General features: G+C 39.1%; 19 protein-coding genes and 1 pseudogene. 6 read left to right on the top strand and 14 right to left on the bottom strand.

Features of this window, described 5'->3' with window-relative positions; genetic code table 11:
- The first annotated feature begins 518 nt into the window (after nt 1-518).
- From FXW07_RS05850 to FXW07_RS05860, 3 genes are read left to right on the top strand one after another with little or no spacing between them, the layout of a single operon-like run.
- Nucleotides 519-1,043, top strand: coding sequence for a tryptophan transporter (locus FXW07_RS05850; RefSeq protein ID WP_048120912.1), 525 nt, complete (start codon nt 519-521; stop codon nt 1,041-1,043).
- Nucleotides 1,040-2,587: an ABC transporter ATP-binding protein gene (locus FXW07_RS05855; protein WP_229394625.1), complete on the top strand. Its 1,548-nt coding sequence runs from the start codon at nt 1,040-1,042 to the stop codon at nt 2,585-2,587. The genes FXW07_RS05850 and FXW07_RS05855 overlap by 4 nt, the downstream gene beginning before the upstream one ends.
- Nucleotides 2,584-3,366, top strand: a complete 783-nt coding sequence (locus FXW07_RS05860) for an energy-coupling factor transporter transmembrane component T (RefSeq protein WP_229394626.1) — start codon at nt 2,584-2,586, stop codon at nt 3,364-3,366. Before FXW07_RS05855 ends, FXW07_RS05860 begins: the two co-directional genes overlap by 4 nt.
- Before the next feature lie 1,620 nt (nt 3,367-4,986).
- Here FXW07_RS05860 and FXW07_RS05865 read toward each other — a convergent pair.
- The 3 genes from FXW07_RS05865 to FXW07_RS05875 form a co-directional block, all read right to left on the bottom strand.
- Entirely contained in the window at nt 4,987-6,639 is a 1,653-nt protein-coding gene (locus FXW07_RS05865; protein ID WP_229394627.1) for an AMP-binding protein, read from the bottom strand.
- Nucleotides 6,640-6,749: 110 nt separating this feature from the next.
- A complete protein-coding gene (locus FXW07_RS05870; protein WP_048120901.1) occupies nt 6,750-7,193 on the bottom strand; it encodes a thioesterase family protein in 444 nt (147 codons plus the stop codon).
- 103 nt (nt 7,194-7,296) lie between these two features.
- Nucleotides 7,297-7,875 (bottom strand): XRE family transcriptional regulator, encoded by a 579-nt coding sequence (locus tag FXW07_RS05875; RefSeq protein ID WP_048120899.1) that lies wholly within the window; start codon nt 7,873-7,875, stop codon nt 7,297-7,299.
- A 920-nt stretch (nt 7,876-8,795) separates the two neighbouring features.
- Between FXW07_RS05875 and FXW07_RS05880 the strand changes: the two genes are divergently transcribed.
- A complete protein-coding gene (locus tag FXW07_RS05880; RefSeq protein WP_229394628.1) occupies nt 8,796-9,272 on the top strand; it encodes an N-acetyltransferase in 477 nt (158 codons plus the stop codon).
- 13 nt (nt 9,273-9,285) lie between these two features.
- Here the strand turns inward: FXW07_RS05880 and FXW07_RS05885 are convergent, their stop codons facing one another.
- The gene (locus FXW07_RS05885) at nt 9,286-10,383 is read right to left on the bottom strand and encodes an NADH:flavin oxidoreductase (protein ID WP_229394629.1); all 1,098 of its coding nucleotides are present in this window, start codon (nt 10,381-10,383) and stop codon (nt 9,286-9,288) included.
- 43 nt (nt 10,384-10,426) lie between these two features.
- Here FXW07_RS05885 and FXW07_RS05890 point away from each other — a divergent pair, with 43 nt between their 5' ends.
- Nucleotides 10,427-10,624, top strand: a complete 198-nt coding sequence (locus tag FXW07_RS05890; RefSeq protein WP_229394630.1) for a hypothetical protein — start codon at nt 10,427-10,429, stop codon at nt 10,622-10,624.
- On the opposite strand, the gene FXW07_RS05895 is transcribed toward FXW07_RS05890, so the two are convergent.
- The 10 genes from FXW07_RS05895 to FXW07_RS05940 form a co-directional block, all read right to left on the bottom strand.
- Complete coding sequence (locus tag FXW07_RS05895; RefSeq protein ID WP_229394631.1) at nt 10,564-11,538, bottom strand: hypothetical protein; 975 nt, start codon at nt 11,536-11,538, stop codon at nt 10,564-10,566. The two genes, FXW07_RS05890 and FXW07_RS05895, sit on opposite strands and share 61 nt — an antisense overlap.
- A 239-nt stretch (nt 11,539-11,777) precedes the next feature.
- Entirely contained in the window at nt 11,778-12,608 is an 831-nt protein-coding gene (locus FXW07_RS05900) for a hypothetical protein (RefSeq protein WP_229394632.1), read from the bottom strand.
- Nucleotides 12,609-12,924: 316 nt separating this feature from the next.
- Nucleotides 12,925-13,470, bottom strand: coding sequence for a peptide-methionine (S)-S-oxide reductase MsrA (gene msrA / locus FXW07_RS05905; RefSeq protein WP_229394633.1), 546 nt, complete (start codon nt 13,468-13,470; stop codon nt 12,925-12,927).
- A 132-nt stretch (nt 13,471-13,602) separates the two neighbouring features.
- Nucleotides 13,603-14,187: a YbhB/YbcL family Raf kinase inhibitor-like protein gene (locus FXW07_RS05910; RefSeq protein WP_229394634.1), complete on the bottom strand. Its 585-nt coding sequence runs from the start codon at nt 14,185-14,187 to the stop codon at nt 13,603-13,605.
- A 304-nt stretch (nt 14,188-14,491) separates the two neighbouring features.
- Nucleotides 14,492-14,698: a hypothetical protein gene (locus tag FXW07_RS05915; RefSeq protein ID WP_229394635.1), complete on the bottom strand. Its 207-nt coding sequence runs from the start codon at nt 14,696-14,698 to the stop codon at nt 14,492-14,494.
- A 525-nt stretch (nt 14,699-15,223) separates the two neighbouring features.
- Nucleotides 15,224-16,102: a DUF362 domain-containing protein gene (locus FXW07_RS05920; protein WP_229394636.1), complete on the bottom strand. Its 879-nt coding sequence runs from the start codon at nt 16,100-16,102 to the stop codon at nt 15,224-15,226.
- A 220-nt stretch (nt 16,103-16,322) separates the two neighbouring features.
- Nucleotides 16,323-17,522, bottom strand: a complete 1,200-nt coding sequence (locus FXW07_RS05925) for a potassium channel family protein (RefSeq protein WP_048120883.1) — start codon at nt 17,520-17,522, stop codon at nt 16,323-16,325.
- A gap of 180 nt (nt 17,523-17,702) precedes the next feature.
- On the bottom strand, nt 17,703-18,194 hold the full coding sequence (locus FXW07_RS05930) for a magnesium transporter (protein WP_229394713.1): 492 nt from the start codon (nt 18,192-18,194) through the stop codon (nt 17,703-17,705).
- Nucleotides 18,195-18,277: 83 nt separating this feature from the next.
- Nucleotides 18,278-18,904, bottom strand: coding sequence for a magnesium transporter (locus tag FXW07_RS05935; RefSeq protein WP_229394637.1), 627 nt, complete (start codon nt 18,902-18,904; stop codon nt 18,278-18,280).
- A 441-nt stretch (nt 18,905-19,345) separates the two neighbouring features.
- Nucleotides 19,346-20,140, bottom strand: a complete 795-nt coding sequence (locus FXW07_RS05940; RefSeq protein WP_229394638.1) for a hypothetical protein — start codon at nt 20,138-20,140, stop codon at nt 19,346-19,348.
- Between the two features lie 621 nt (nt 20,141-20,761).
- Between FXW07_RS05940 and FXW07_RS05945 the strand changes: the two are divergent.
- Nucleotides 20,762-21,037 (top strand): annotated as a pseudogene (locus FXW07_RS05945) (ISNCY family transposase); the annotation flags it as partial.

Genomic DNA, 21,037 nt, shown 5'->3' on the forward strand with positions numbered 1-21,037 from the left:
ATAGTCCTTGTTAATCCTATTGTTCTTACTCCTGATTAGTTTTCCTATCGAAAGCGGCTTCCGACTTGCTCTTCAACCCTACAACCTTCAGGGTCAGGATTCGGTGAAAATGGAATATAAGTATCTTCTTCAAATTGCATGTATAAAAGTAAATTTCACATATTTATGGTAAAGTTAAAACTTAAACCATGTCTAAAAACACGCTCAGAAGACACATTAAACTTCAAAACTGTATAATAAAACGGCCACATGGAAAAATTATCACATATTTTTCGGATTGGAAAATTCTCCCTTGAATTTGAAGAGGATACAGATCTAGGTATACTATAGGCTACTAAAAAGCATAACGTAGGCTACTAAAGCATAAAGTTTATATATTAATGTACATTATTATGCCCTATAGTACTAAGTTGTGGCATTGAATTGTCTAGTTTAATCAAATTGTCGAGTTTATAATCACAGTAATTCAGCTTACAGGAGAATTTCCCGAAGAGGATTCACAGGATGTGTGGTTTTTTATGAAATCTCAGGATATTGCCATTGTTGGAATCTTGCTTGCAGTCGGCGCAATAGTGCGCTATTTATCCCTTGTAATTCCGGGCCCTATCGTTTCAAATCTTGTAATAGCGTTTTACTGCCTTGCTATTATCCTTGTGATGCCCACATTCACAGAAGTCATAGGTATCGGGATTGTAGCAGGCATAGTTTGCGCGCTTCTCAGTCACTCAATATTTCCACCTGCAAACCTTATCAGTGAGCCTGTGGGGGCCGTTGCCTGCCTGGTCACGTACAAAAGTCTCAGGAATAAGTTTTCACTTTCTCCTGCCCCTTCAACGCTGGTAGGAACTTTGATTAGCGGATCAACATTTGTAGTCGTTGCGATGATTCTGGTCGCTCCTGCGATCCTGTCCAAGTTCGCAACCATGGGAGCTTTTGTAGCTGCTATAATCCCGATTGTGGGATTAACTGCGGTCGCCAATGCCATCATTGTGCAGATACTTTACCTGCCTGCCTCAAGGGTGCTTGCCCGGGGGAGAGCATGATAGTACTGAAAGACTTTTCATATACCTACAGAACAGCTGAAACCCCTGTCCTGAATAAAATTAACCTTGAGGTCCGACAGGGAGAACTGCTTCTGGTTACCGGGCACAGTGCAGCCGGAAAGACAACGCTTGCCCTTGCTATGGCAGGCATCCTGCACCATGAAATCGGGGGCAAGACCGAAGGAGAAATCATTTTTAAAAACCGGAACGTGAAAAGTTTTAACGGCATGAAGGAACTGAGCCGGCATATCGGGATGGTTTTTGACGATGCGGAATCACAGTTGATCTTCACAAGTGTCGAAGAGGAAATCCGTTCGGGACTTGAAAATCGAGGATATTCCAAAAAGGAATTGATGAACAGACTGGAAGAAGTAATGGAATTATGCGAAATCAGCCACCTGAAAACCCGGGCACCACATACTCTTTCTGGTGGGCAGAAGCAAAAAGCCGCACTTGCAGCAACCCTTGCCCTCGATACCGAAGTCCTTATCCTTGACGAAGCTACAGCAGAACTGGATACAAAGGCCGTAAGAAGAATCTTTTCAATACTGAAACGGCTGAAAGAAGCCGGAAAGACTATCATAATCATAGACCACAACATAGACGATTTCCTTGAAATTGGGGATCGGGTCGTGCTGCTTGAAAAGGGCAGAATAAAATCTATAAAAAGTCCGGCTGATTTTTCAGCATCTTCTCTTACAACATCTTCTCTTACGGAATCTTCTCTTGCTTCTGAACAGGAAATTTCTGAAACTGATCGACAGGCCCTTTATATGCCTCAGAATAAGGGAAAGGAAATGCAGCCCATTATTTCTGTAAGAAATCTCACACAGCGTTACGGAGACGTCCTGGCGCTCGACAGCATAGACCTGGAAATTTATCCCGGTGAGCTCGTTGCTGTGCTGGGTGAGAACGGTTCAGGCAAAACAACTCTTGTCAAGCATTTTAATGGCCTATTACATCCTTATTCCGGAAATGTAATCGTAAAAGACCTTGAAACTTCAAAAACTCCTGTAAACGAGCTTGTCAAACACACCGGACTGGTTTTTCAGAACCCGGATAATATGCTTTTTGAGGATACCGTCGAAGCAGAAATTGCTTTCGGATTAAATAACATTAATATAAAAGGGCTTGAGGCTGAAAAAGCAATATCCGATTCCCTTGAACTTGTAAATCTTGGCGAAAAACTAAAGGTTTTTCCCCGCAACCTGAGCAGGGGAGAAAGGCAGAGGCTGGCGGTTGCCTGCGTAATTGCCATGAAGCCCGAATTGATCGTGCTTGATGAACCTACAACAGGCCTGGACGCCGAAGAATCGGACAGTATGATGCAGCTCATGAGAAAACTTCAGCAGGAAGGGCACACAATAGTCATGGTGACCCATAACATGCAGATAGTAAAAGACCACGCTGAGAGGATTATTCGCATGGAGGCCGGAAAAATCGTTGAAGATACTCGCAGGGGAACTGCAGGTAGAGAACAGGTGAGCAGAGAACAGGTGAACAGAGAGCAGGTGAGCAGAGAGCAGGGAGGCATTTGTGCATGAAAGAGATTATGCAGTACATTAACAGTGACAGCTTTTTACATAGAATGAATCCCCTCTCTAAAATTACGGCTGTTGCAGGAATTATAGTTCTGAGTGTTTTTACAACGAATTCCATGTGCCTGGCCTTTATAGTACTTGGAATCTTTCTGGTGTCCATCAAAGCCCGACTCCATCATGAACTTCTAAGACAGCTCAAGCTCCTTGTTTTTCTGAGTGTAAGCCTGATCCTGCTAACGGTCTTTACCATGAAAAGCGGAGTAACCCTTGGTTTTCTTATCCCGGCAGGAACTCTTACTGCCAACGGGATTTTTCCAGTCACTACCGGAGCTCTGGATTTTGGAGTGGTTCTTTCCCTCCGATTCTTTGCAATGCTCTTCGCCTTTCAGCTTCTTGTGGTCACCACAAGGCCAAGTGACCTCATGAAAGCCCTTCTGGAAATCCACATCCCTGTGGATTATGTGCTTATGTTCGTAATTGCCCTTCGCTTCATCCCGAGCCTGCAGGTCGAAGGTCAGCGTATTCATGAAGCCCAGCTTGCAAGGGGCTATAACCCAGGAAAAGGGCTTCGTGGAAAGGTAAGGAGTATAAAGCCGCTTCTTGTGCCCCTGGTGGCAAATTCTCTTGGAAGGACCCAGGTCCTCGGTCTGACGATGGATATGAGGGGATACAGGGACAGACACAGTGTGGACAACAGGCTTGCCTGGAATAAGGTGGACTTTGCGGCCGTGGGCTGTGTGGCGCTTATGGGAATCGGCGTAGTACTTACAGGACTGATATAAATTATCCTCCAAACATGGAGGAAGTCAAAATATCCAGTCCTTCTCTAAAATTCTCACTTTTCTTTCTGGATTCGCCGCTTTTATACAGAGTCTGCCACTTTTTTGAAAATATCCCATGCATGTGGCTTATTTGCCTGATTTTAAGACCTGATAAGTCACAGAAAAAGTTGAAGCTTATATTTCCTGATTTCAAGATTCAGGAGGGATTTTACGCTTTGTAATATAAACCGGCTCTATCAGATAAGAAGGCTATTCAACTTTTACCCCTAGAAAAAAAGGAAAAAACTCACTTGATGTATCGTGGGCTAGCTGTTTTTTCAAGTCTCATCAGCGGTTATAAGTTAAATATCGGACTTTTATTTTCATTAGAGGCATTTAGTATCTTTGAACTTTCTAGAGACCAGGTTTCCGACTTTGAGGGTTGAGGCTGAGTATTTGTTCTACTGTTGAATCAAAATCTGATTTGGTACCTTTGCCAAATTTTAAAAAAACTGATCCTCTAGTCGAAATGTTTCGTTTAATTCCTGCAATGTTTCTCAGTACATCGATTTTTGGAAAAGTTAAGAATCTTAATTAAGAACTTTAGTTAAAATTTATATTTTAGTTAAGAGTTTTCTAATTGCCCTATATTGCTAATATTATTATAAAATATTTTCAAATAAAAAATTATGATCACAAAATGACCAATATTTGTTAGTGCAGACACAAATAAAAGTGACTCATCAAAGGACTTAAATAGAATAGGACAGTTATTAATTGTTTGAAAGATTTGAAAAGGTGAGGGTTGGGAAATAGTAAAAATTCAAAAGCTGAACTTCAACCGGGGGAAACTGGGAGAAAAATTAAACTATTTGTATGATTTATGATAATTAATAAATTGTGCGAAGAGTTTAGTTAAAAATAATTTATTAGTCAAAATAGTTTATTAATCAAAATAATTTATTAATCAAAATAGTTTATTAATCAAAAATAGTTTAAGTACTTCAAATTAAGTTAAAAGTTGGTCATTGATTGAGAGCCCTCTTTTGATGACCCCTGGGCTCTCAATCGGTGAAACCCCCTTGAAGAATACTCCCTCATATTCTTCATCTAGTTGCAAGAGAACACAGTGCAGACATTAATTGGTTGTGGTGATTGATTGAGAGCTCCTTTTGATCCCTGAGCTCTCAATCGATGAAACCCCTACAGAAAAATTCCCCATACGCTATGCACAAAGGTGCACTATTGCGCTTCTCTTACAACTACACCTTCTAATGCTGAAATCGTATATATAATAAATTACGTCAAATATTCAATTGCCTATCGTTTTTGTATTATCATACACTTTTTGATATGAGAACAAATTAAAATGCCCTTCAAAAATGTAATCAATCTTTAAAATTTGATAACATCTTATTTTTTAATGGCTTTGAAATTTTAGAGCAAAAGAATCAATGAATTAAAAAAAGAATTGACGAATTGAAAAAAGAATTAAGAGTTGATAAAAGAATCAACGAATTGAAATAAAATTAAAAAAGAAAATTGACCTGAATGGCCGATAAAACAACCTGTGTGGTTAAGAATAACTGATTAACTTTTTATGATGTAATCTCAAGAGTTGTCAATAGCTACTGCCTTTAATCAATTGCTATCTATCTCCTGTTTTTTAGTAAGTTCTACAGCCAGTTCCCTTAGCCTATACTTTTGAATCTTACCACTTGCTGTCAATGGGAATTCGTCTACAATGAATACATGCTTTGGAACCTTATAGCGGGCGATTTTGCTTAAGGCATAATCCCTGATATCGGCTTCTGTAAGGTCTGCCCCTTTCTTGAGAATCACAAAGGCGCCTACAATTTCCCCGTATTTTTTGTCGGGGATGCCAACAACCTGGACATCTGTAATTCCTGGCATGGTAAGCAGGAGTTCCTCAATCTCCCGGGGATAGATATTTTCTCCTCCCCGGATAATCATATCCTTAATCCTGCCTGTAATCCTGTAATAACCATTTTCGTCACAGGTTCCAAGGTCTCCACTATGAAGCCAGCCGCCTTCATCGATAACTTTTTTCGTTTCTTCAGGCATCTTATAGTAACCTTTCATTATATTATACCCGCGACAGCATATTTCTCCTACAGTGTTTGAAGGCACAGGTTCATTGGTATCGGGGTCAACAACCCTTACCTCTACGCCCGGGAAATGCTTACCAACAGTTTCGACCCTGAGTTCTAGAGGATCATCCACAGCAGTTTGAGTCATGCCGGGAGAAGCTTCCGTAAGCCCGTAAACACTGGTAATCTGATAGCAGTGCATATCATTTACGACCTTTTTCATGGCTTCCACGGGACAGGTCGAACCTGCCATAATCCCTGTCCTGAGAGAAGATAGGTCGAACATGTCAAACATCGGATGCGTATATTCGGCAATAAACATTGTAGGCACGCCGTAAAGAGCCGTACATTTCTCTTTGTGTACCGCAGCAAGCACCAATAGAGGGTCAAAAATCTCGAGCATAACAAGCGTTGCTCTGTGAGTCAGAACTGCCATAACTCCGAGTACTATCCCAAAACAATGGAAAAGTGGTACCGGAAAACAGAGTTTATCTACATAGGTGAACCTCTGGCGGTCTCCGATAGAAAGCCCATTATTCAGGATATTTTTATGGGTCAGCATGACTCCTTTAGGAAAACCTGTCGTACCTGATGTATACTGCATATTGACAACATCGTCACAGTCAACACTGGCCATAATCTCGCGGAGATTGTCATCGGGATAATGGCTGCCAAGAAGCAGAAGCTCACTTGTGTTATACATACCACGGTGTTTTTCCTGTCCTACGTAGATTATACTCTTAAGATAGGGAAAGTTTTTGCTTTTTAATCTCCCTCTCTCAGAGGTTTTTAGCTCAGGGACCAATTCATTAATTATTTCTAGATAATCAACGTCTCTATAGCTATCAATCATAGCCAGGGCCTTCATATCGGACTGTTTTAACACATATTCGACCTCATGGCTTTTGTAGGCAGTATTTACAGTAACAAGTACTGCTCCGATCTTTGACGTAGCAAACATGAAGGTAAGCCAATCAGGAACATTTTTTGCCCAGATTCCTACATGATCCCCTTTTGTTATCCCTATAGCTAACAGCCCTTTTGCAAGGTTATTAACCCTTTCATTGAACTGCCCATAAGTAAAACGAAGGTTGCGGTCAGGATAAATTATAAACTCGTGGTCAGGGTCTACAGCCACCTGTTTTTCAAAGTAATTACCGAGGGACTCTTCTATAAGATTCATTGTATTAGCCTCTCACTTGAATTATCAACTTTTTAGAGACGTTGATTTGCGAACAGAGAATTCTCATGTGCTCTACTAAGTTCGGTTTGCGGGCAGTCAGTTAAATAAATTCAAATTGAGCAAGGGGAATCCGTATCCGTTTCAGCATTATCCATCGCAGGAAACATATGCGTGGTCAGAATTTCGCGGATTGGATCAGGAAGGGGCATTGCTTTCTGGAGCTTGAAGTCATAATAAACCAGGACTGCCTGACCTTTCACCTTGAGCTCGCCCTCCTGCCACGCCTCATGCCCGACAGTAAATGAGCTGTTTCCTATCTTTGTAATGAAAGTTCTTATCTCCACGTCCGACCTGAAATACATCTGGTGCAGAAAATCAAACTCGGTCCTGACAAGAATCAGGTGCCATACATCAGGGCTAAGATCAAGGTCCGGTGAAAAAAGCCGGAATACTGAGTTTCTTCCAATTTCGAACCAGACCGGGAGGACAGTGTTATTCACATGCCCAAGCCCGTCTATGTCCCCAAAGCGCGGACTAACAATTGTACTGAACATTTTTGATTCCTTAACTCTAAATACTTGCGTTTAATTTCTCAAATCTGGAGTTTCCAGCCAGTTAAAAGTAAGTGCCCACTTTCTCATCTACCTGACTGCGGCTTTACAGAGGTGCATAGATCACAGCTAGAATTTTTGCGTCCTCTTTCCCTGCTGCATGGACATCATGCGGGATAATTGAGTCATAATAAATACTGTCTCCGGCGCTTAGTCTGTGGACGTCCTTTCCGTAGAAGATCTCGATTTCTCCGGAAAGGATATAAATGAACTCCTCTCCTTCGTGAGAAGAGGGCTGGTGACTTTCCTCGGGAGACGGATGAATATCAATGATGAAGGGCTCCATATTGCGGTCTGCTTTATCGGAGGCAAGGGAATAAAACTCAAGAGCACTTTTCCTGGGTTTCTCAGTCTTCCCCGAAAAACGGACTACATTCTCTGAAAGCCCTGCCCTGACAATTACAGGTCCGCTCTGGGGCATATCGTCCAGAAAAGTACCGAGGCGGACGCCTAAAGCCCGGGCAATCTTTAAAAGAGGTGTTAAGGAAGGAACCAGGGCTCCGTTTTCTAGCTGCTGGATTAACTCCTCGCTGCTCTGACTGGCTTCAGCCAATTCTTCAACGGTCATTTCCCTGGCTTCTCTAAGCTGGCGTATCTTACTACCGACACGGTTCTCTTCTGACATTCTCACATTCCTCACAAATATTTTAAGGTAGCAGACCCGGCAAAAATATAAACCAGAGTCCTGTTAATTGCCTGGAAGGCTTATCTCTTTTGTATCCATCTATTATAAAAAAATATCTTTAATGGCTGCCCTTATTATAAAATCGCGATGATAAAGATCACGCTAAACTATTAAGTTCGGCCTGGTACTATAATAAAGGAAAAGTAAACCGGACTGATCAAAAATAACTCTTGAAAACCGAGTAATTTTTTGAATGATATCTATTTTTGCTTTATATATCCTGAATATGTTTTTGCTTTCATATATCGAATATAACATAATGGCTCTCTAATGTTATTTATATAAACAAAGATATATTATCGAGGTCCAAATATAATTTATTAAATTGTGTGAAGGTGTTATGAGAACTAATTCTGGGAATCGTCATAAAACTAATGTTTAAAAGTTTTGTATCTCTGAAGCTCTAATGTGAGCAAATGAAACATTGGTTGTAAGGGTAATTGAGAGTAAGAGATATTTATTTCAGTCGAATACCCCGCTAGCTTGCTGCGGAGTGCGCCACCGCAACTTTTATTATTCAAGGCAAGTTGCTTTAATCCAGATAACTTAACAAAATTTGTCTTAAATATTTAGAATGAAACATACGTGTGCATAGAAAGTATAAATCCAGATTAACTATACACTGTCTGAAATAGGATGTAAAGAGTAAAACAAGATGTAAAGAGCAAAACAAGATGTAAAGAGCAAAACATGATATGAAGAATAACAACAAAAATTCAAGAACATGATTTAAAATAGGCAAAGACCAAAAACGAACTGTACATAAATAGTATTTTTGAGGAGTTGAGCTTATTAATAAGGTAAACGAGCAAAAAATTAATGTTCGATCAATTAAGAAAGATGAAGAAAATATCACGAGAATGCTTGAAATTGATTATGATGCTTTTGATGAGAATATACTTAGTAACTGGTCTTTGGTACCTTATCTAAGATATGGACACGCTTTCGGTCTCTTTGCGTGTAACTCCTTGAAAGGTTTTGCTATATTTATGAAAGAATGGGATAATCCCAGATTTGCTTATCTATTAGAGATAGCAGTAGAGAAAGAAAGCCAGGAAAAAGGATATGGATGTTATCTCTTACTACAATCTCTCATTCACCTGAAAAAGAACGGATTATCTATTGTTTTCTTAACTGTTGATCCAAACAATTTACGAGCCCGGCATATTTATTGTGACAAATTTGGATTTAAATGTGCAGAATATCGAAAGAATGAATATGGACAAGGGCGTGACAGATTGTTTCTTCAGTTAAACCTGGAGAATTGGATTCCAGTTCTTGATGAACACTCTTCCCTGGAACCTGAGCCGTTAGGTGAAGGGTTCCGGGAGGAGTAGTTCACTCCAATCTTTACTCAAACTGGAAATTGCAGCTTATGCCCTCAGGATCAAAACAAAGGTTGCATGATACGCACCTTGCTTTTTTAACGTTCCCTGATTTGAATTTCAAAACAATGTCAGGTTCACTGATAAAGGCCCTGCTCATTGAAATCAGGTCTGCAGACCCGTTTTCAAGCAGGTCATTAATAACCGAAAGCGACCTGATGCCGCCAACAAGAATAACCGGAATGTTTACTGCACTTTTTATGGCTTTAGAGCAATCCTTGAAATATGCTTCTTTTGCAGGGTTATTGATTGCAGTCCTTATAGTTACCCCACCAGCTTCACCGATTCCTCCGCTTACCTCAATTGCACAGACTCCAGCCTTTTCCAGAAGCTTTGCAATTTCTACTGCCTGGTAAATGTCAAGTCCCAGTTCAGCCTTTGAACAACAGGGCTGGAAGCCATCGGTTGCATTCAGTTTGACCAGAACGGGAAAAGAATCTCCAGCTTCTTCTTTTATGCGCCTGACAATTTCCGTGATTATCCTTGACCGGTTTTCTACCGAGCCTCCCCAGCGGTCAGTCCGCCTGTTCGTATAGGGAGATATGAAATTACTTAGGAGAAAGCCGTGGGCACAGTGAAGCTGTACTCCATCAAAACCCGCTTTTTTCGCCCTGACCGCTGCCTTTGTAAAAGCTTCGATTACTTCCAGGATTTCCTGTTCGGTCATTTCTCTCGGCATAACTGCCGAATGGCTGTCTTTTACTTCCGAAGGAGCCATTGGGACCGGATATTCATCCGAAACACTTGCCTGCCGCCCTCCGTGAACGATCTGGAGCGCAATTTTGCTTTTGTACCTGTGCACCTTTTCGGTTATCTTCCGATAAGGTTCGATAAAACGGTCATCATAGATGCCCTGCTGGTAGATATCACTCTGTCCTCCCGGAAGGACATAAGAATAGCCGGTTATGATCAGCCCGACCTCATTTTTTGCAAGCTCTTCATAAAGGTCTCCGAGCCGGGAAGTGGGCGTTCCGTCTTCTTCAGCCAGAAATTCGTGAGTTGCGGACCTTACAAATCGGTTCTGAAGTTCCAGGGTGCAGATAGTGATAGGGTCAAAAATCATGAGGAAAAATAGGATAAGGGAAGGTAAATAATTATCTCGACTCTTGAATAAAGGAAGTCTTGTATTAGGAATAAAGTTCTTTTCAACTGCAGCAAGAAAAGAAAAAGAAAAAGAAAAAGAAAAAGAAAAAGAAAAAGAAAAAGAAAAAGAAAAAGAAAAAGAAAAAGAAAAAAAATTTACTCAGGAAATTTCACTTATGAATTCAATAGGGTTATCCGGATCGTCACGGATATTGAGATAAATTTTTTCTGAACCACCTAAATTAGCAGCGTAACTTGCCGTTACTCTTTGTTCAAAAGTAAATTTATTATCTAAAATAATTTTATACCTGTAGTATCCCGGTTCGACAGTTATTTCAGGCGAAGAGATTTCATCCTCAGGATTCATTGTATAGTTTTCTTTGAATACAGATTTATTATAGAAATCCAAAAGCTCGATATGGATTTCATGGCTCTTCTTATCATTATTTTTCAGAGAAAATTCTAATGGATCTAACGAGTGATTTTTCTTAATTTCTTCCTCTCCTCCTTCATTATAATATTTCCACAGAAGATGGACAATTTTCCCATCATACTTCTCGTCAGTTGAAGCAATCCCATATGATTGATTGAAAAAATCCACATTGATACAACCGTCAATTGACTCGTCTTTTACTGTGAAAAAAACACTACTTTGCGGTTTTCCGGCAATGTATCCCATATAAGAATTTACATTTGGCTTTTGAATCTCTCTTTCTTGAAGTTTAAGTTCATAGTCCTCTCCCATGAGGTCCAGGTTTACAGTTCCGTTCGAGGCTAACTCCCTGAACCTCGCAGGGTTCACTATTACAGTTTCAAAACTATCACATGATTCAGGAGCCACAATTGAATTCCTGTCAAATTTTATTTCTTTAAATATAGCGTTCTCATCAGTTTCCGACAAATTCTTCTTTGAATTTTCACTAACAGAGGTTTCCCTGATTTTGTCAATATCTGCTGTTGCTATTTTAAAACCGCCCCATTCTATAGGAGACTCAAGAAAACTGCTATTATTCTCTATTTTTAGAATCAGATTTTTATTATCAGAAATGACCCCGCTGTTTGAATCAGAAGGAACCGAAAAAATTACAATTCCCAACAAGATTAGAGCTGCAGTAATTATAATTATAACACGCATAACTTTTCCTCAAAAAGTAAGTATCATTATGAGATATATTAATCTTAGTCTATAAAGTATAAAAATAACTGAAATCTTGACTTTATAACCTATAAAATAAAAAACTTAGAAAATAGATTAATACTTTAGCTTATATAAAGTAATATATATAAAGAGAATATGCAGCTTTACTTTTATAGCTTCATATTACCCTTTATACGAGCTTCATATTACCCTTCATACGAGTTACAAAAATTTACTCAGGCAACTGTAATTCCAAACGTAACAGGGTTTTCTGGATCATCCGAAATGTAGATGTCTAGTGTTTCTGAAGAACTAACATCAGCTGCGTAATCTGCCTGTATTTTCTGTTCAAAAGTAAATTTATTGTCCAGAATCATTTCATACCTGTATTGTCCCATCTCGGCATTTATTTTCGGTGAGGAAATCTTTTCCTCAGGGTCTATTGTGTAGTTTTCTTTGAACACGGACTTATTATTAAAATCAAAAATCTCAATAGACATTACATGCTTTTTGAAATCACTATTTGTGAGGAAAAATTGTAAAGGATCAATTTCCATCTTTTCCAGCCTTTCCTTTTCTTTTTCCCAATCTTGCATAAATATAACATGGACTATTTTTCCGTTATATCTTTTGTCAGTATGGGCAATATTGTATGTAACATTCCACGGCTCTCCGGGTTCAACAGACCCATATAAATATTCTCCGTCTACATACAAGTCAGATGTTCCCTCTTTACTTCCGATAATCTGTCCTGTGTAATAATAGTATTCATTTTCACCGTTTATTCTGGAAGCCTTCTGTATTCTAATCTTAAAATTTTCTCCCATCAATTTAAGGGTCACATTTCCCTTATCTGCATCCTTTCTAAATTCATCGGTATCTATGACTACTGCTTCAAAGCCATCCCAATCTTCCGAAACCTCAAAGAAATTGCTGTTATTAACCTCTATTTTTTGAATAATCTCTTTGTCATCCGGGATGCCCTCGTTACTGGAACCAGAATAAACAGAAAAAACGACAATCCCCAACAAAATTAACATTGCAGCGGCTAGAATTTTAAAACGCATAACATTGCCTCAAAATAACATTGCCTCAAAATAACATTGCCTCAAAATAACATTGCCTCAAAATAACATTGCCTCTAAATAACATTGCCTCAAAATAACATTGCCTCTAAATAACATTGCCTCAAAAATTAATGAGTTACTCTATGTATTTGGTAGAATGTTTATCAAATTATCTAACAAAACAAAAAGAGTTAGAAAAACAAAAAATATGCTAGGAAGTAACAGGAATACAAGTTAAGCGCTATTCAGCTAAAAGGCTATTTTAAAGGTTATTTTTTTGATTTAAATTGTTAAGTGGCGTTTTTCTTTTTGGGGTTTATTTCTTGAAGCCTCGGAGTATATTCTGCAGAAAACCCTTCTTTTCAAAATACTGCTGGTGATACTCTTCAGCCATATAAAAATCGGAAATCGGCACAATCTCAGTGACTATCGAATTTTTGAAAACCCCTGATTTTTCGAGCTTTTCTTTTGAAGCTAACGCCGCAGCTTTTTGCTTCTCATCATGGTAAAAGATAACTGAGCGGTATTGCTTTCCGATATCAGGGCCCTGCCTGTCCTTTGTAGTGGGGTCATGGATTTTCCAGAAGACATCAAGTAAGGTTTCATAAGACACCACTTTCGGGTCGAAAATCACACGAACTGCTTCGGCATGCCCGGTATCAAGGGTGCAGACCTGTTCATAAGTAGGGCGTTCAAAATGCCCGCCGCTGAAGCCAACAGCAGTTGCAACTACACCTTTAACCTGCCTGAAAGCCTCTTCAATGCCCCAGAAACAGCCTGCAGCAAAGGTTGCTTTTTCCAGGCCGCTTCCGGGATTTTCGAAATAATCAGGATTCAATTCAGCTTTTTGCTTTTCTTCCACTCTTTTTCCCCCGTAAGAAAATTATGGCTCTTTGTTGTTTTGTGCGGCTATCCTCATAATGTCCTCATAAAAACCAAGGACGGTCTTGAATTGAAAATCAACTTATCCATAGGGAATAGCGAAGAGTCAAAATTATTTTTTTCTGTATTTTCCCATCAACTCCCCTTCAGCAATGATATGTCCTATCATTTCATTTTCAAGGCTTTTTCTTACTGCTCCTGCTTTAAGGTCCAGATTCTTGTCCAGAGCATAGACCCGGAAGAAATACCTGTGAGTACCTGAGGATGGGCATGGCCCTCCGTATCCAATTTCCTTGAAATCGTTTAAACCCTCAACCCCAGGTATACTATCTTCTTCTATTTTCGCCACAGGCTCTATGTTCCAGACAATCCAGTGTGTAAATGTCTTTTCGGGAGCGTCAGGATCGTCTACTATGAGTACTAAACTCTCAGCCTTTTCAGGAATTCCTTCGAATTCCAGTGGTGGATTTATGTTTTGCCCATCACATGTGTATTTTTCTGGAATACTGCCGTTAGATACAAATGCGCTGCTAGAAACCTTTATACTTTGAATGTTCATGCTCTCATCCCCTTTACCGGTTTCGGGAGACTCCTTATTTACAGGCGTCTGGGCTTTCTCATTCTGGACACACCCCGAAATGAAAACCATTGCTGCAAACAAGAATATCAGAACAACTTTACCGGTCTTTCTGTTCATAGATGGCACCAGCTCCTGACAGCAGGAAAACTGCTCAACACTGAAATATTAAAGCTAAAGAGATATAACTTTAAGGCTTAAAGCTAAGGCTGGGCTATAAGCAATCTCAAAATATCGGTTTCAGCATAGTTAGAGACCTGATTTGAAGCGTATACTCCTTCAGTAATTATTCCAAGCGAGAGATCTGGCAGGCACAAGGTTAGTTCCTCCGCTAACCTCGTCGTAAAGCCTTACATTAAATCTCAGAAGAAAAGCCCTGCAAGTCGTCTTCAGGAACTAATGATAAAGCCCTGAGATAAGCAGTTTAGTCTTCCACATCAAGGGATTGAATAATATCGTGGACTGTAAGTTCTCCTTTAGCTACGCGCTGGACAAGTGGATATATAAATGAGCAATCGTCCATTGCAGCCCAGCGTGCTTCTCCTACCTGCCTTACAACTTCATCCATTATTTCTCCACATTTCTTGCAGTATCTTCCTTCACTCTCTACTCCACAGCTTTCGCATTTCATAAAAATTCCCCCATAATCTATGGTAACGTAGAAAATAAATAAATTATGGTAACGTGTGAGCATATTTGTACAGTCAGGATAAATCAGAGGCAAAAAAGGGAAATCGGAATCAAGATAAAATAAAATTACTTTAGAGTTACGTCAAAATTACTATAAGGCTGTTAACTATAAGTCTGTTAACTATAAAGGCTGTTAACTATAAAGGCTGTTAAATGTGGATTTTGGCTCTTCGCTGTTTTATATGTATATCCTCATAATTTTCTCATAAAAACGAACATGATATTCTTTGAATAACATGCACAACCACTGAAAATGCTTGCAGATGGCAGCATTTTCATGTTAACCAATGCGGCCCCAATGCGGCCTTGAATTGAAAATCATCTTATCCATAGAAAATGGTGAAGAGCCTTAATAAATTCAAGTGGCAGGAAATTCGATTATTCGATTTATTGAAGCCTACATAGAGGCATACATGCCTTATTTTCCTGCCCTTTGCTATCTCCACCAAATGATTCCAGGACGCAATCAAGCAAGATTGGAAAGAATCTCTTCGATTTCCTTAACCCCTGAGCTTTTTACAGTTATTTCTTCCCTGCCGCGTACTCCTAGCCCAAGTTCTACCGCCCTTTTGATCTGGGGTTGGGACCAGACTGAATGATCCTGGATTTTCGGAACCGTGTCAAGAGTTTTCAGGAGAGCAAGACCCGTAACATCGTTTGCGACCACATCCGAGCTTGCCAGCACAATACCAGGCTCTCTAAGAGTTCCAAGATCAGGGCCTCCGGTAACAAAGCATTTTGTTGCATCCGAAATATAGAAATCAGGCTTATAAATGAGATTTGATTCGGCAATCATATTCCCGAAAAGTGCGTCCATGTGCAGGCCGTGAGGAAGCTGCCTCCTGTCGGGATCTGCAGTTATGCTAATCTGTGATTTCAAGCCCATGGTAAAGGTTGCAGTCCAGTGAGTTTTGATTACAGGAAGCGCAATCACATAATCCACCGAATCAAGAAATTCGGGAACATAAAAACCTACAGGCCAGGAAGAAGCACCATCAGGCTTCATATGATAGCGCTTCATGTGGTCAAAAGTAAGGATTTCGTCTGCTCCTTCTGCTTCCGCAGCCTGCCAGAGCCCAAGCTTCCTTAGTACCATTTCAGTATCCAGCGTGGTCATTGATTTCTCAGCAACAATAATTTTTTTAGGATTGCATTTTCTTGCTTCCCGTATAGCTCCCTTCAGGACCTCGGGATTTGTCGAACCCGGAGGCGGGTCTGCGGTGTTTGCATTTGGCCTGATCAGTACAGTAGACCCTTTTTTAATCCCAAGCCCTCCTGCAAGCTCTACTGCCACTTTTACGGATTCCAGAGTATCTTTGTTTCTTGAAAGCCCAATAACTGCCATACTCAAAACTCCCACATAGTAATATGTAGCCAGAAATATAAAAATATAGCCAGATATATAAAAACAGGGAGCTAGTAAGCTGCCAGGAAGTTACAAAAAAGTTACAAATCAAAAATAATAAAATAAAAAATGTAACTATTCCGAAACTTTCATTTCAGTTTATATTTCCTGTGAATGAGCCTGTTCAGCAGCAGGAAATAGTGAAAATTACCAAAGGGGATTACTGGTTCAGTTTACACTCACACATTTCTATAAGCGCCCCTTCTCCAATCCTTGACCCGCGTGCAATAAGCATATCTCCTGCCTGAACAACCGTATTGCCTTTCGGAGCATAGACCCAGCGGTCAGCCCTTTTTATTGCCATTACGTGCAGCCCGGTTTCAGTTTCAAGCTTCAATTCAAAAAAAGTCTTTCCGACTATAGGAGAGCATTTCTCTACCTGGAGCCTGGTTATGACTTCTTCGGAATTCCTGACTGCGAGAGTGATAATGGGGTGGAGTTCTATGTCCCTGAGCACGGTATCCGCAATTCCGTAGGCGGCATCGGAAATAGCTTCAGAGGCACTTGCAAGGTGGAGGATTCCCCGGAGCATGTTCACATCCTCAAAATGCTTTGCGGTTTCAAGCACCCAGTGCTGAAGTTCATATTTCATAGAGTCCATTTCGGACTCCAGGGCACTAACCTCATATGCAATATCCTCGTTGTCAAAAAGAATAGCAGAGTATGCAAGCCCTACTGAGAGTTCGGACATGTTCTTCATATCTACTATAATATCCACTGCATGCTCAAGGTCTTTTAAAAGTTTATTGTGTTCGATCTCCTTAGGTACGAATTTTTTTGTTGTGGCCATCTCGAAAAATAGCGTGACTCCTTCATCATGCCCTCTGGCAATCAAAACATCGCCTTGCCGAAGACGAGTTTCTTTGTCAGGGTCATAAATCCAGTCTTCATTTCTCCTTATAGCAATAATCCACATGCCTGTCTCGATATCAAGCTCGAGGTCTCCAAGCGTGCGTCCTGCCATTGAAGATTCTGCGGCGACTGTTGCTCTGACTATGGTCTCTTCCGCATCCCTGAGAGCTATTTTCAGTTCCATCGGAATTCCCATATTCATGAGAACTATCTTGGCAATATCGCCTGCGGCATTAGCGATATTTTCCGAACACGCAGCAACCTGTAAAACTCCCAGGAGGCCTTCAGCCTCGTCAACCCTGCGTGTGCTTAACATCGCGGCCATTTTAATATGATAATCGAGGGTATCCATCTTATCTTCAAGATTAAGTACCTCTTCAGCAACGTCCTCATCATCGTAAATCATTGCAGAGTATGCAAGATCCACCATGAGTTCGGAAGTGTCCTTCATCTCAGTCAAAAGATCCTTGAGATTCTTTGGACTGTATCTGAATTCTTTAGGGAACATGGTCTCTAGATCAACTCTACCTTGTGCTGGTGTGTATGAGTATATACTAATAGTAATTATTAATTATTAATTATTACTTTTTGATTATTCAGGCTTTAAGAACCTGGGTAAAATATAACATATTAATAATATTGCAACTGATATTTAATTGAAGTATTTAATTGAAGTATTAAAGGATTTTTATAATATTTTTAAAAAGTAAAGAGCTATAAAAATTCCTGTAACCCCCACCAGGTCTCCAAGGCTTGCTATGAAAGGAATGACCGTATCATCAGGGTCTATCCCAAACCTGTGGGAAATAAAAGCTATGGCGACAGTTGCAGAATACACAACGACAAGCTCTATGATAACGGCTATGAGGCTGATTTCCAGAAGGGTGAAATAAGGCATCCCAAACCCCAGGAAACTGCTTGCCAGATAGACCAGTATGCTGACAGAAATTGAAGAAACAAATCCTACGATTGAAGCTGCAATAACACTATTGTGTACGACCGGGTTACTCCTGAGATTATCTCCGAGCCCCATGTGGAAAGCCGATGAAAGCCTGGCTCCAAGCATGCTGCCTGTATCCCCTCCGATTTTGATAAGGGAAGGAATTAGAATCAGTATCGCTGGCATAGATATAAGGCTTTTTTCTCTTGAGTTAAGAAGCTGCCCTACAAGGATTCCCATTACACATGTGATTATAAGTACTGGTAGCCCTCGCTGAATAATACCATTGATTGTGTAGTAAGGAGTATGATGCCCTCTTTTCCTCAAAACATCACCACCAATTTGGCAGAGAGGAAAAGCATGAGCATAGAGACAATATCCCCGATAGTTGCAATCGAAGGCGTAACAACGTTATCAGGATCAAAACCAAATCTGAACATTCCTACAGCCAGTAGAGCTGCAACAAAAGAGAGAATTACCCCGGATGTAAAGGCTGAAATCACACAGATAAGGGTAAGTTTTAAGACTCCGGCACTTTCAAAGCCCAGAGCAAGAGTTACAAAGTGACCGAGGATTCCGAGAATAAAAGCGGTAATAACACTCAGGATCAGGGAACCGGAGATATTATTCATGAGTTCGGGATTATGCCTGTCGAGATCTGTAATCAGCCCCAGGTGAATTGCACTTCCAAGCCTTGAACCAAGGGTCGAGGAAATATTTCCCCTGAGCCCAAGCACCCCGGGATAAATCACAAGCAGTCCCGGGATCATTCCAAGTTCATTTGTCATTCCGGAAAGTATAATTCCTGCAACTACTCCCCCAACAGTAGCAATAAGTTCAAAAGGCAACGCCTCACGTACTATTGACGAAATACTCGCGTACTCGCTCAGGTATTTTTCAATATACTGGGACTCGAAAAGATCTTCGTCCCTGTGAGACTCTGAGGGCATGCGTTGGTATTACACACTGATAATATTAAAATAATCGCTAACTCTGAAAAAAGATCTGTCAAAAAATGTTTATCTTTCAGACTCACTGAACTGGATAATAAGTAAAATAATGTTCAATCCCAACTAGTTCAATAAGTTTTTTCGGTTTCTGAAAAAAAATGAATAACTTGTAGCCGTTACCTGATATAGATATACATAATAATATAGTGAAAATGAATAAGGAAGCACATCCAGTCAGACTTTACTAAATCTTAATAAGTAAGTACAAATATAAAAATGTGTTTTTAATTTTAGACACTTTGAATGTCATTATATGACATTTTGTCAGAAGGTATAGTTTCTTACATAAGTTGTTGTCCCCACTTGTTGCCCTAACCGGTGATATATGGATTAATTCAAGGTTCATCTTTTAGGTCTTTGAAATGTCAGGATATCTACTTATCAGGTAATTCCTTTCAAAATAGCAATTAAATCAGGTGCAGTGCCATGAACAAAATTAAATTGGCCTTTGGAAATATCTTCTCCGTGAATTGCCCTATTGGTTATTCCGAGTATTTGCATAATTATGTTAGCCACATTTGAATCTATATAATCTAAACGTTTTAGATATTCAACCATTCTAGATGTTGGAAGATGTCTAAAATTATTGTTATGAGAAATCTCATTACTGATAGGAGAAATCTCGTTAAATACACGTTTTAGTTCTTTTTCTATTTGATAACGAACTGAGAATAAATACAAAACATCATCTGGAGCTTTTGTTAATTCTGATTCATTGGAAGGCTTTTTTATTCCCCAAGCTTCAAGTGTTTCTTCTAAAATTTGCCTGTCTATTCCTTCTCTTTTGGATAATTGAGAATCCGATAAAGGTGGAAAAACAACAGTACTTGTTAGTTGTGAATGATTTTCATTAGAATTGTTAATTTCTGACCTTAAAATAATAAACTCTTTACTTAAGTCGATAAATTGTCTATTAATATCAAACTTTAATTCATCTATTTCTTTCTTCAACTTCAAACCATAGAAGTTGATTTCTTGAAAAAAAGGCATGATAATTAAAGAAATCCAAAATAGCAAAATTATCACATCAACCGTTTTAAATAAACCATTAACTGATGTGTACCTTTTATTCAGAAAGAAGAAACCGCCTACTATTAAAGCTGTCCATAAAAACCATTTTCTATTCACTACAAGATAGGATAAAGATTTGGTCACTTTACTCCAATTTTCACTCATTGAAATATATTTCTTATATTGATACTATATAAATGCATATATTTTTTTAAATCAAAAACTAATATAATACATTTTATGACCTTTGAGAAATGTGAAAACCATATTTAATAAAGTAATTAACATAATTTTTGCTTTATAATACATATAATATTAATTAATTTGTAATGAATAAAAAGGATTCATTCTCAGAAATTGTGCGAATAAATTGGAAATTACTATAGACTATGTTAATTAATGGACTAAAATGAAAAATACTAAACAGACAAAAATCTGTATAGTAATATTTATATTTTTATTACCTAGTGTTAATTTAATGAATATGAGACGGAGTAGTTATTACTATCACAATAGATGTAGAAGTAAACATAACTTTTATTATGGGAAATGGTTTTGGGCTTTGTCTTGATTAGTTGCTTTTTTAGTTATTTGGTTTGCATCTCTAGATACAGCTCAAGAAATTCTATACGCTTTAAGTAGTCTTAAAGCTGCATTGATGTAAAAGTTTTAGAAAAATAAAGGGTTAAATAGACTCAGTCCCAAAATCTAGTGATAAAAGTAAGTGTAACATCACTACACAAAATTATAATTCTATAATTATGTAATGATGTTACGGCAAAAACAATGGTAACTATAAACCTTACTCTTAATAACTTTTCGGAGCTCCCTGCTCTCTTAGATGTTTTTGGTTGTTTTGGAAACGATTATGAATATACCACACGAGGAATTTTTCGTAGAAAAATTCCTCCAGTCTGTTCAATTTGTAGTACTCCAATGGTTCATAATGGCTATAATCCYCATACTAAAGAAGGTCTTGGAGAAATCAACATTGGTCGATATAAATGCTCAAATTGTGGTAATACACACGAAGAAGATCATAGTTTTTGGGAAGATCTGAAG

The organism is Methanosarcina sp. DH1 (assembly GCF_020804205.1).
In the GTDB taxonomy this organism is placed as follows: Archaea; Halobacteriota; Methanosarcinia; order Methanosarcinales; family Methanosarcinaceae; genus Methanosarcina; species Methanosarcina vacuolata.